This window comes from Dysgonomonas sp. PF1-14 (assembly GCF_029892965.1).
Lineage (GTDB): Bacteria > Bacteroidota > Bacteroidia > Bacteroidales > Dysgonomonadaceae > Dysgonomonas.
Genome location: NZ_JARXWN010000015.1, coordinates 1 through 12,440 on the forward strand (window position 1 = coordinate 1; position 12,440 = coordinate 12,440).

The following is a 12,440-nucleotide window of genomic DNA, read 5'->3' on the forward strand; positions in this document are numbered from 1 at the left end:
ACTATATCCCTATTCCAAGAAATTATGGCTTAGAAAACCCAAATATACAACCTTGAAAAAATACCCAACTGTCAGATCTAGTCTAAACTTTTACACGTCATCACAACGTTTGTTTTTTCTCTTATACTTATCTTTGTCAGTCGGTTGAGTTTTTCCTCCAAAGTATTTATTTACGAAGATATTGACATCAGATTCTTTGTAATAGTTCCGCTTACAGATAGTCTTGAAAGGAATTAAGCCTTGATTTCTATATCGTTGCAGAGTACGAGGGGTAACTTTCAGAAAAAGACATAAATCTTGATTATCAAATAACCGTTCGTCCATTACAGAACTATCAGCAACCAATAATTTGTCTATCTTGGCATCAAGATTCTTCAGCAACCTTGCCAAGCCTCTAATGTTGGATTCAAATATGTCATCATCTATTCTCATATCAACAATTATTTCTTTGGTTTATTCTTTTTCCTTGTCTCAATGTATTCCTGATGATTTTTAATCAAGTCTGTCAAAGCTTCATCGCCTGATCTGACTAATCGCTCTGCTAAGACTCGCTTAATTTCGCTGATGCTATAATACGTCTTACCTGATAGTATTGAGTAGGATATAAGATTATTGGTGCGTAAACGTTGTAGAGTACGTTCACTTATTCGAAGGAAAGTACATACTTCGTAGCTATCGACCCACACTTCATCTAATTCTTCTGAAATGTCTTGGGTATTCTTATTCCTAATATAATCAGCAATTAAATCTATCTTTTCGATTAGTTCTTTGTATGCTTTTGAATCAATTGTAATGACTTCCATATCAATTTTGTTTGATACAAAGGTCTGATATTCTGATATGTTAAATTCCCATATTGGGATAAGTATTTTTAAATAATATCGTAATTATCTTATATTTAGCGAATATGAGAGATAGCTTTAATCTGAAAAGTAAATCAATCTGTGGAGTTTTCTTTTTTAATACAATAAGGCATTTAAACTGTCTTTTTCGAGGGATTTAATTTGAAATAAAGTATAAAAAAGAACTCCCAAACTTGGGTATAGCTTGGGAGTTTATCATGTTTTAATTAGTGTTATCTTATTCTTTTATTCTCTGATATTCAATAGACAACACACCATTGTTATAAGATTTTCTATTAAGCAGATGCCATTTAGACTCTTTCTCAGACTTGGGAAATAGAGGAATGCCATCTCCAAGTAGTATGGGAATATATGTAATTATCATTTCATCAATCAAATCATAATTTAAGAACATTGATATTAATTCTCCACCTCCAACAAGCCAAATGTCTCTACCTTGTTCTTCTTTTAAACTCGAAATAATCTCAATTATATTATTTGTAACAAAATGAATGTTTTCTTTCGTACTGTTTATTTGATTTCTTGTTATAACATATGATATTTTACTTTCGTATGGATAAACTACATCCATGTTTAAAATATCCCGATAAGTTCTTCCACCCATAATAACAATATCTACAGATTCAAAGAATTCATCATATCCATAGTTCATTGTATGTGTAATGGGGTAATTAGAAAGCCAATCTAAATCTCCATCTGGACGAGCAATATACCCATCTATTGAGGAGGCAATATATAATTTTATTTTTTTCATATTTTCAATGTTTTGGGATGCAATATACAAAAAGAAGTGTGGAGCCTGCTTTGTATCGATATAGAGGCACTGGTATACCCGAAGAACGAAACAAGCAAGTCCACACTATACTTTCGTATAGCATGAACATTGCACAGTTCGTCTTATTCTTCTAAAAAATTACCAGTTTTCTATATCAAGACGTATAGCGAATGTTATGTTATAACCTACGGAGGAACATACCTCCATACTGTTTCTTTATTCATGCAAAGATATTATAAATTCATTATTTATTGTCTAATTCGTCCATACGTTCATTCAAAAACTTTATCAGTTTATCCAAGAATATCGTGCGACTTCCTTTACGTTCTCTTATTTCTAAGAAAGCATGATAAAAATCTCCCAAGTCAATATTAAAAACCTCTTCTACATATTCAGCGATCTCCTTTATATTTGTATTACCATAATCAAAACATTCAGCTCTTTCCCAAGCGTATATTTGTTCTACTAATTCTGTCTTTTTAGCTGTCCATGTCAGTTTCTTTTTAACAGAGCTGAAATTTGAAGAATTAGGGGAATTGTTTAATGCCTTTAATTTCTCATTTAAGTAAATTGCAAGCATCTCATTTGCTATAATTTTAGATACTTTAAAGTCAAAACTAGTTGAGAATTTTGGATCTCTTTCGAAATAAAAAGTATCTAAGTTCAATTGAATATCAGGTTTTCCTCTTACAAAATAATACCTATCGAGATGAGTACAACCTGTTCGGTAGTATTTATAAAAATCAAGGTTCCTATCAAAAAATATTTTTAAATGGTCTTGTTCACTTCGTAAATATGCATTTTGTGATTCTATACTACCATTGGGTATCATCGTTTCTATGCAATAAATTTTTCGATTATATATTAACTTACTAAATAGCTGAGGTTTAATTTCTTTGAAGAAATGTATTTCTTCCTCAATATTTTTGAATTTATATGTGCAAATAAATTCTTTGAGTTCGATAAATGTATTTTCTAATAACGATATTATTTTAGGTGCCTTGTTAAATATATTCTCTTCTTCACATTCTATTTCTTTTAATTCTTGATTTATTTTAAAGCTCAGTTCATATGTATATTGTTTCATTATTTTTAATAGTTAGTCATGGTTTTGTATAATTAAGAACGAAAAACCCTTGGCTGAAATAATTATTTCAACCAAGGGTTAATAATATTATTCTCTAAAGAAATAATTTGCTATTACCCACGCATTAAATCCTGCAAAACCCATGTGAGGTATGGGGAAAAAGGAATTGACACAATGTACATCTTTACATCTGAAGATAAGTAACCATAAGATTAGACCGATAGCAGAACCTATAGAGATGCTGATTACAGATAAGTATTTTTTGAAAAAGCTATTTTTTTGAGCATTTATCAATTCCTTTCTTGCAGCTAAACGTTTCGTACGTCTTCGCTTGCTCATGATGGCTGCAATTATTAGCTATATAGCCTGTCAGAATTTCATTCTCAAAATCCTGACTGCATTCAGTATAGCCAGTAACGATACCCCTACATCGGCAAAGACAGCTTCCCACATAGTTGCGACACCGAAACCTCCAAGTATAAGAACAATAGCCTTAACAGTAAATGCTAAGATTATATTTTGCATAACTACCTGTCTGGTAGATTTAGCAATCTTTATGGCGGTAGCAATCTTGGATGGTTGGTCTGTCTGAATGATTACATCTGCAACTTCAATAGCAGCATCGCTTCCCATTCCTCCCATAGCAATTCCAACATCACTCAGTGCAAGAGAAGGAGCATCGTTTATACCATCACCGACAAAAGCAATTACATTATTCTTATCTGCTTTCAGTTGTTCAAGATGTTTCACTTTATCTTCAGGTAATAAGTCTCCATAAGCATTGTCTATTCCGAGAACAGATGCAACTTTTTCTGTTATTGAGGCTTTATCTCCGCTTAGCATCACAATTTTTCCGATGCCATTTGTATGCATATTCTTTATAGCTTCAGCGGCATCTTCCTTCACTTCATCCGCAATGGTAATATATCCGGCATATTTACCGTCAATAGCCGCAATCACAATCGTTTCAACAATGAAATCCACCCTGATATCATAATCAATACCGAATTTTTTCATCAGTTTATTATTACCGATCAGTACTTCCTTACCATTAACCTTACCTTTCAGCCCGTGTCCGGATATTTCTTCGATATCGGTTGCATTATATTTATCTGCTTTATTCCCTGTAAAAGCAACAATAGCCTTGGCAATAGGGTGATTAGAGAATTTCTCCATTGCAGCAACTACTCCTGTCAATTCATCTTTATCAATATTTTCGACTGCAACAACCTCCTGAACATCAAAAACGCCTTTTGTCAAAGTACCTGTTTTATCCATTACCACAGTATTTACTTTGGTCATCAGGTCAAGGTAATTGGCTCCCTTAAATAAGACACCTGCTTTTGAAGCCGCACCGATTCCACCGAAATACCCCAATGGAATAGAGATAACCAACGCACAAGGGCAGGATATTACCAGAAATACTAAGGCACGATATAACCAATCCTGAAATATATAATCACTGATTATAAAATAAGGTATAACAGTAATTAAAACTGCCAGTGCAAATACTATCGGAGTATATATCTTGGCAAACCTTCTGATTAGAAGTTCGGTTTTTGCTTTTCTTGAAGTGGCATCCTGCACCATTTCCAGAATACGGGCCAGAGAACTGTCTTCGTATTTTTTGGCTACCTTAATGGTGATTACCTTATCAATATTGAGCATACCCGCAAGAACTGTCTCCCCTTCTGATATTGTTTTTGGTTTACTCTCACCTGTCAAAGCAGATGTATTAAAGCTACTTGAAGGAGAAATCATTGTACCATCTAACGGAACTTTTTCTCCAGCTTTCACCTGTATTATTTCGCCGATTTCAACATTCTCCGGTGATACTGTTTCGTGACTTCCGTTCCTTTCCACTACAGCTGTATCAGGACGTACATCAAGAAGTGCTTTTATATTTCTTTTGGCTTTATTTACCGCAGAGCTTTGAAATAATTCACCAACAGCATAAAACAGCATTACAGCCACGCCTTCGGGATATTCGCCAATAAAGAACGCTCCTAATGTCGCTACAAGCATCAGGGTAAATTCAGTAAAAAAATCCTTTTGCCGTATTGTTTCAATAGCTTCTTTTAACACAGGATAGGCTACAGGAATATAAGCCAGTATATACCATCCAATCCGTATATAAGAATTAAAAAACTGTTCGAAGAAATTATCCAAGGTAATTCCTGCTAAAAGCATAAATAAACTTATTGCAACAGGAACATAGCTTTTCCAGCTTTGTGAATTATCATGCGATTCATCCGAATCGCATGATGTACATTTATATTGTTTATTATTATCCATAACCATATTATTTATTACAAAAATAAGTAGTAAAAGCTGCAACCAAGTTGCAAACTTATCTTTGCAAATTAATGTCCGTGTTCACCGTGATCACTCGCCATTGAGGCGATATAAAAAGCGTTGGCTATAACAATAGTTGCATCATCTTCCAATTGATTGACTGGGGTAATCTGTGTAAATCCCAACTCACTGATTCCTGTTATAACTTCTTCCCGTTTGAAATGGTAACTTTTACCTTCCTGTCCGTTTTCTTCGTCTTCGAGTACAAATATGTATTTTTTCCCTTCACTGCTTATAACCGCATCATTAGGAACCGCTGGTGTTTTTTGTTTCCCGACATTGATTAACCCTGTAGCATACATTCCCGGTATCAACTCAATATTTCCCTGATTCTTAATACGGATATGTACTAATATGGCTTTTGTATCACCCTCGAAAGACTTATTTATCTCGTAAATTTCACCTTTCAGGTTCACTCCGGGTTGATTAGTTAGCAGAATATCCACTTCCTGACCAATCTTTACTGCGTTTATATCTTTCTCAAAAACTTTCATATCACAGTGTACTGCCGAATTATCAGAAATACTCATCAATGAAATTTGTGAATCTGCATAGCTTCCTGTACTAATATTTATCTTCCTCACCGTACCCGAAATAGGGGATTTAATAGGAATCTGGGTAACCATATTACCTGCCGAAACCTGTTCGGGACTAATAGATAGTTGACGCAATTGTTTTTCAAGTCCGGTGAGCTGTGCCTTTGCTATTTCATAAGCAGCTGTAGCCTGTTGAAATGTTTTTTCGACACCTGCACCCTGAGAAGATAACTCTTTCTGCCTGTTATATTCTTGTTCTGCAGTTAGTGCTTCTTTCCTTAATGTCAGGTAATTTTTCTGAAGTTCAACTATTTCTGTGTTTTCGAGATAAGCAACAGCTTGACCTGCCGAAACACGTTTCCCTTCTATTACAAGTACTTGTTTTATTATTCCGCCGACAAGGGATGTTACTTCCGCTTTTTTCTGTGGATCGAGGTCCATCTCTCCGTTTACCCGAATTACACTGTTTAATTCACGTTGTTCTATTTTACCCATCTGAATACCTACAGCATTCATCTGTGCTTCGGATACTTCAATTTCTCCCGATTCACCTTCATGAGCCTGTTCGGTATTTACTGCTGGATTTTCAGCGTTTTCGGGCTTTGTATTCTGTCCGCATGATACCAGTAATATCAAAGACAGGCTTATTAACGATATATATATTGCTTTCATAATCTTATTTGTTTCCTTGTATATAGTTTAACATAATGATAGTCTGATTGTAGTCATTTACTGCGTTTGTGCGTTGCAAATGGATTTCAACGGCTGTTTTCAGGTTCTGGATATACTCAACATAACCTATTTCTCCTTTTTCGTAGGAAATTTGTGATATGCGGGTAATATCATCCGCCTGAGTGATTCCCTGAGAAGTATAATAATCCAGACTGTTTTTTGCCTTATAAAAGTCGTTGATATATGTCTGATACTGTTTCTGCATAGTCTGTACCACTTCTTCCTGCTGTACCCTTGCCATTTCAACTTCCCTTTTGGCTGCTTTGGTCTTTGCCCTTTGTTCTCCAAAGAATAACGGAACGCTGACACCCACTTCAAATCCCATAAAGTTTCCCTTATTAAATCGTTCTCTTTCCACATCATAAGGATTGAACCCTTTTATAAGGAACTGGTTTTTTAGTGCAAAGTTGAAACTCGGAAGATATCCCTGCTTAACTACGCTCAGATTCTTTTCACGAACCTCTTTCTGGCTTTGCAATACCCTTCCCATAGGTGTTTGCTCTGCACTGAAATTATTGAAAGGGTAATTCGCTGCCATTACAGGCAATTCGGCTTCAAGAGGATTTACCGATATTTCGGCATTCATCCATCTTTGTAAGATAAGCTGTATATTTTGATAATCCTTTTCAGCTTTTTGCAGTTCTATTTTATTCTCATTATACAACCTCTCAGCATTCATCTGTTCCAAACGACTTGTTTCACCCGCTTTAAATTTAGTAGAAGCCAGAAACAGGAATTTTGAATATATGCTATCCTGTTCTTGGAGGATTTTAATATTCTCCTTTGCATACAGTAACTGATAATACGTCGCAGTAATTTCTTTTACAAGTTCATTACGAGTTACTTCCAGATTACTGCGTTCAAGATTCGTTTCCGCTTTAAGCAATTTACTACGTGTAGTATAAACAGTTGGAAAATCGAAACTCTGGCTTAATGATATACTATTATCAGGGCTGCCTCCCGATGTCGGGTCTTGACTCAAAGAGAAGCCCGTCTTTTCAATATTGAATGCTGTACCTTGTAAATCTTTTGCCCTTTCAATAGATATCCTACCTGATTTCATGGTCAGGTTATTATCCATTGCCAGACGGATACATTCATCCAGCGTATTTACACTTTCCTGTGCTGAAACACCTGATGGTACAGCAAGCAGTATCACAAGAAATGTAAGTATTGATATTCTTATTTTTGTTTTCATAACTCCTTCTATTTTTTCGTGAATGTTTTATAAATCGAAGGCAGGACAACCAGTGTAAGTATCGTGGCAGTCAGCAATCCTCCTATAACGACAGTTGCCAGTGGTCTTTGCACTTCAGCTCCATCACTTGTAGATAGAGCCATCGGAAGAAATCCAAGAGACGCTACAAGAGCTGTCATGATTACAGGGCGAAGGCGTAACATACATCCTTTGACAATCCTTTCCTTTATATCCTTAATACCTTCCTTTTCAAATAAGTTAAACTGCCCGATAAGTACAATACCATTCAATACGGCAACACCAAAGAGGGCTATAAAGCCGACGCCCGCCGAAATGCTGAAAGGCATTCCTCTTAGCCATAAGGCGAAAATACCACCTATTGCAGATAAAGGTATGGCTGTGAATACGAACAATGATTCCTTAACACTTCTCAATGTGGCATACAAAAGGAATAATATCAGTAGCAATGCCAATGGTACGGCTACCATCAGCCTGTCTTTTGCTTCTTTCAGGTTCTGGAACTGTCCTCCGTAGGTATAATAATATCCGGCAGGTAATTTAAACTCCTTATCAAGTATTTTCTGAATATCATACACGGTATTCTGCACATCACGTCCTCTCACATTAAAACCAACGTAAATACGCCTTTCTGCATCTTCACGGGTTACCTGTGCAGGTGCATCTTGGTATTTTATTTCAGCTACCTGTGAGAGAGGGATAGAACCGCCTGATTGAAGAGGTAGATATAGATTCTCCAATGAACTGATATCGTTCCTTAAATCTTTTTCCATCCGTAATACGAGGTCGAAACGACGATCTTCTTCAAATACATAACCTGCTTCATTGCCTGCGAAAGCTGTCTTTAATACCATGTTGGCATCTTTAATGGAAATACCGTATTTGGCTAACTGGTCACGGTTATAAACCACCTGTATCTGCGGTAATCCTGTTACCTTTTCGACAAAAGGATCGGTAACGCCTTCCACACTCTTAATAAGCGAAGCAACTTTATTAGCTGATGATGTAAGGACATCAAGGTCATTACCGTATATTTTAATGGCCACATCCTGTTTAATACCTGTAATCAATTCATTGGTACGCATCTGGATAGGCTGTGTCATTTCTATTTCCATACCGGGAATAACACTGACCGCCTCTTCCATCTTTTCCATCAGTTCTTCTTTTGTCCTAGCGGAAGTCCAATCTTTTTTCGGAATTAGAGCAATCATCATATCCGCCCTTTCAATAGGCATAGGGTCTGTCGGAATTTCAGCACTTCCGATACGTGATACTGCCTGTTTGACTTCAGGAAACTTCTCTTTGAGTATCTTTTCGGCTTGTGTTGTACTCTTTACCATTTGTGACAAAGAGGTTCCCTGTGCCATACTAATCTCTGCTGCGAAGTCCCCTTCTTCAAGGTTTGGAATAAATTCACCACCCATCTTATTGAAAACAAAAAGGCTTACAGCAAATAGAGCAATCATGCTTATTATTAATGTCTTGCTCCAGTTAAGGCTTTTGGTTATAATAGGACGATAGAATCCGCTTATCTTATCCATCATTTTATCCGAGAAATTCCGTTTGTGTTCTGTTTTCTTGCTTAAAAACAATGCACTTGCCATCGGTACATAAGTCAGGGATAATATGAATGCTCCAAGTATCGCAAAGAATACGGTCATAGCCATTGGCTTGAACATCTTACCTTCGATACCAACTAATGTGAAAAGAGGTATATAAACAATCATAATGATTATTTCACCGAATGCCGCACTGTTCCTTATTTTAGAAGCGGAGTCAAATACTTCCGTATCCATTTGCTTCTGTGTCAGGAGTGCTCCTTTATACTTGTCTTTCATCACGCTTATATGGTGGCATACTGCCTCGACAATAATCACCGCCCCATCCACAATCAACCCGAAGTCAATCGCACCGAGGCTCATCAGGTTACCACTGACTCCAAAGAGCCGCATCATACCGAATGCAAATAACATGGAAAGCGGAATAACGGAAGCTACGACCAAACCTGCTCTGTAATTTCCCAAAAACAGAACAAGGATAAATATCACAATCAATCCTCCTTCTACCAGATTCTTGGCAATGGTATTGGTAACCCTGTCAACCAGTTGTGTGCGGTCAATAAACGGCTCTATGATAACTCCTTCGGGCAGGCTTTTCTGGACTTGCTCCATCCGTACTTTTACATTTTTAATAACATCCTGAAAGTTTTCTCCTTTTAGCATCAGGGTAATACCCGCTACAACTTCGCCTTCGCCATTACGGGTAACAGCACCGTATCTCATCGAACTGCCAAATTGCACTTTAGCAACATCCCTTACCAGTATAGGAGTACCGTTTACAGTTTTTACAGGAATTTTCTCTATATCTTCCAATGATCCTACCAGACCAATGCCACGTATGAAATACTGGTTACTATATTGCTCTATATAACTACCGCCTGTGTTCTCGTTATTATTTTCAAGGGCTGTGTACATTTCAGGAATAGTTATGCCTACGGCATTCAGTTTATCAGCATTGATGGCTATTTCATATTGTTTTACGAAGCCTCCCCAACCACTCACTTCGGCAACTCCTTCCGTGCCGGAAAGCTGTTTCCTAACAATCCAGTCCTGCATGGTACGTAAATCGGTAATACTGTATTTATCTTCGTATCCTTCTTTTGCCCGGATTGTATAGTGGTATATTTCTCCTAACCCAGTAGATATCGGAGCCAGACTGATTTTCCCCAAACCTTGGGGTATAACTTCTTCGGCTTCTTTCAACTGTTGGCTTACCTGTTGACGTGCCCAGTAGATATCGGCATTTTCTTTAAAAACTATAGTAATAACCGAAAGCCCACTACGGCTGATACTTCTTCTTTCTACAACTTTAGGAATATTGGCTAAGGCCATTTCCAAAGGAGTAGTTATAAATTGCTCTACCTCCTGTGCTCCCAATGATGGAGCTTGTGTTATTACTTGTACCTGATTATTGGTTATATCAGGTGTTGAGTCGAATGGTAATTGTGACAACGAATAGCCTCCCCAGATTATAAGGGCTACAGTCATAACTCCAATCACCAATTTATTCTCTATTGAGAACTTAATCAGTTTTTGAAACATAATTTTGGAATTAAAATATAACAATTAGCTTTTAAGACATACCGATCGGGTACATCAAGACTTAATCAGATGTTATATTTTAAGCTTGCGGAGGTCGCCAGAGAGTAGAAAGAAATGAAGGAATCTCCTTATCAGTATATACTGCCATATGTTTGACATTTAAACTGGTATTACGGAGAATTATCTGATAGTTTGTAGTAATGTTTGGATTATGATGACTGGTACATGAACAAAATGGTGTGCAGAACTCATTTCCTGAATCATCATGTTCTGTATCTGCCGTAGAAACCTGCTCTGTATTTTGTCCAAAAGTATTTGCTATCGGAACATCGCAGTGGCATGGTAGCACTGCAAGGATCAGAAAGTAAATACCTATTATGAATACAGATGATTTCATTTTTTTCTTATTTCTATGTGCAAATGTATAACAAAAAACATGCAACTAAGTTGCAAACTTATTACACTTACCACAATACCCTTTAATGACCAAGTTTACACTTTCTGCCTGCATGATCGGAGACAATTCGAAATTAGGTATGGATACATTTTCCAAACAGAAGGCCTTCTTACAATAGTTGCAATAGAAATGGGCATGCAGATCGTTTATATCACAGTTGCAGTCACTGTTGCAAACCGAATATTTTATAGAACCCGAGCCGTCATCAAAGCTATGTATCAATTGATTTTCGTGGAATAGGTGTATCGTGCGTGATATAGTTGACTTATCCACAGTTTCAAGCTTTGTCTCCAAATCAGATAAGTTAAAAGCCCTGTCGAAATCGATCATTGCTTTTAGAACCAATATGCGGGTGGATGTCGGTTTTATATTCCGACCTTCTAATAATTTTATAATATTCTCATTCATAATTGATAGTTATTAAATACAAATTTACTATATAACAAATTAGAATCCATTAATTTCATATTTTTTAAAACTGCATCGAAAAAGCCAGCCCTCCTTGCTGTCCATTGTAAAATGGAGAAAAAGCTATATTGTTTTTATTCTTTTTATCCTGACCTCCATTAAATAACTTATTTTCAACAGTAGGATATAACCAATAAGCAAGCTTTGTACTCAGAATGCCTAACCCTGCTCCGAAAGCTACATCACCAACCCAATGCTTATTATTATATATCCTGAATGCTCCGGTTCCGGCAGCAATAGTATATCCTGCAATACCATACCAGATTGAAACATCTTTATATTCCTGCCATAAAAATTCGGCTCCCATGAAAGCTACAGCTGTATGTCCGGAGGGAAAAGAATTACGGTTGGACTTGTCGGGTCTTTCCACTTTTGCTGTGTATTTAATTGTATTGACGGAGGCAGCCATAAACAATGTAGACATACCCAAAATAATCGTCCTGTCTTTAAAGTTATGCTTACCTTTTATCCCTACTAAGTTCAGAGCATAAACACTGGCAGCAGGTACATATTGCGTAATATCATCTATTTGAAACCTTTCGGGTTTATGCGTTATCACTTCATGTCCTATAGCATAGTTTAACAATCGGTTTTTAGGGGCGAGAGTTGCTTCAATAGTTCCATACAACATTAATGTTCCGGGAACAATCAGTTGTTTGTATGAGAATTTGTCTGCACTCTTTATTTGAATACTGTCATTACTTGAAGATAATTCATCATTCTCATCGGCATAAATGCTGTTTACACAAAGTAAGACCGAATATATTAGTGCAATAATCCTCAATGCTTTTTTTGATTTAAAAAACATCATTCTTATTTTATTAATTGTGATTATTTGGATATAATATCG

The 12,440-nt window shown here is 36.4% G+C and carries 10 protein-coding genes; all 10 read right to left on the bottom strand.

Translation table 11 applies throughout. The annotated features are described in order from the left end of the window. Positions 1-90: 90 nt before the first annotated feature. The 10 genes from M2448_RS15820 to M2448_RS15865 all read right to left on the bottom strand — a co-directional run bounded on the left by M2448_RS15820 (position 91) and on the right by M2448_RS15865 (position 12,401). The gene (locus M2448_RS15820; RefSeq protein WP_280647275.1) at positions 91-432 is read right to left on the bottom strand and encodes a helix-turn-helix domain-containing protein; all 342 of its coding nucleotides are present in this window, start codon (positions 430-432) and stop codon (positions 91-93) included. Between the two features lie 8 nt (positions 433-440). Next, the gene (locus M2448_RS15825) at positions 441-803 is read right to left on the bottom strand and encodes a helix-turn-helix domain-containing protein (protein ID WP_163320219.1); all 363 of its coding nucleotides are present in this window, start codon (positions 801-803) and stop codon (positions 441-443) included. A 277-nt stretch (positions 804-1,080) separates the two neighbouring features. Then, positions 1,081-1,617 (bottom strand): dihydrofolate reductase family protein, encoded by a 537-nt coding sequence (locus M2448_RS15830; protein WP_163320218.1) that lies wholly within the window; start codon positions 1,615-1,617, stop codon positions 1,081-1,083. 265 nt (positions 1,618-1,882) lie between these two features. Continuing rightward, positions 1,883-2,725, bottom strand: coding sequence for an RteC domain-containing protein (locus M2448_RS15835; protein ID WP_163320217.1), 843 nt, complete (start codon positions 2,723-2,725; stop codon positions 1,883-1,885). A 369-nt stretch (positions 2,726-3,094) separates the two neighbouring features. Next, positions 3,095-4,915: a heavy metal translocating P-type ATPase gene (locus M2448_RS15840; RefSeq protein ID WP_255491162.1), complete on the bottom strand. Its 1,821-nt coding sequence runs from the start codon at positions 4,913-4,915 to the stop codon at positions 3,095-3,097. Between the two features lie 173 nt (positions 4,916-5,088). Further along, positions 5,089-6,288 carry an efflux RND transporter periplasmic adaptor subunit gene (locus M2448_RS15845; protein ID WP_163320214.1) on the bottom strand — a complete coding sequence of 400 codons (1,200 nt, stop codon included), beginning with the start codon at positions 6,286-6,288 and terminating at the stop codon, positions 5,089-5,091. 4 nt (positions 6,289-6,292) lie between these two features. Then, complete coding sequence (locus M2448_RS15850) at positions 6,293-7,546, bottom strand: TolC family protein (RefSeq protein WP_185153876.1); 1,254 nt, start codon at positions 7,544-7,546, stop codon at positions 6,293-6,295. 8 nt (positions 7,547-7,554) lie between these two features. Continuing rightward, positions 7,555-10,665 (bottom strand): CusA/CzcA family heavy metal efflux RND transporter, encoded by a 3,111-nt coding sequence (locus M2448_RS15855; protein WP_185153875.1) that lies wholly within the window; start codon positions 10,663-10,665, stop codon positions 7,555-7,557. 442 nt (positions 10,666-11,107) lie between these two features. Beyond that, positions 11,108-11,530: a transcriptional repressor gene (locus M2448_RS15860; protein ID WP_163320213.1), complete on the bottom strand. Its 423-nt coding sequence runs from the start codon at positions 11,528-11,530 to the stop codon at positions 11,108-11,110. A 64-nt stretch (positions 11,531-11,594) separates the two neighbouring features. Next, a complete protein-coding gene (locus M2448_RS15865; RefSeq protein ID WP_255491160.1) occupies positions 11,595-12,401 on the bottom strand; it encodes a phosphatase PAP2 family protein in 807 nt (268 codons plus the stop codon). Between the last annotated feature and the right edge of the window lie 39 nt (positions 12,402-12,440).

Coding starts and splice junctions, on each gene's coding strand:
- M2448_RS15820 (WP_280647275.1), bottom strand. CDS start 432: ATGAGAATAGATGATGACATATTTGAATCCAACATTAGAGGCTTGGCA.
- M2448_RS15825 (WP_163320219.1), bottom strand. CDS start 803: ATGGAAGTCATTACAATTGATTCAAAAGCATACAAAGAACTAATCGAA.
- M2448_RS15830 (WP_163320218.1), bottom strand. CDS start 1,617: ATGAAAAAAATAAAATTATATATTGCCTCCTCAATAGATGGGTATATT.
- M2448_RS15835 (WP_163320217.1), bottom strand. CDS start 2,725: ATGAAACAATATACATATGAACTGAGCTTTAAAATAAATCAAGAATTA.
- M2448_RS15840 (WP_255491162.1), bottom strand. CDS start 4,915: ATGCTTTTAGCAGGAATTACCTTGGATAATTTCTTCGAACAGTTTTTT.
- M2448_RS15845 (WP_163320214.1), bottom strand. CDS start 6,288: ATGAAAGCAATATATATATCGTTAATAAGCCTGTCTTTGATATTACTG.
- M2448_RS15850 (WP_185153876.1), bottom strand. CDS start 7,546: ATGAAAACAAAAATAAGAATATCAATACTTACATTTCTTGTGATACTG.
- M2448_RS15855 (WP_185153875.1), bottom strand. CDS start 10,665: ATGTTTCAAAAACTGATTAAGTTCTCAATAGAGAATAAATTGGTGATT.
- M2448_RS15860 (WP_163320213.1), bottom strand. CDS start 11,530: ATGAATGAGAATATTATAAAATTATTAGAAGGTCGGAATATAAAACCG.
- M2448_RS15865 (WP_255491160.1), bottom strand. CDS start 12,401: ATGATGTTTTTTAAATCAAAAAAAGCATTGAGGATTATTGCACTAATA.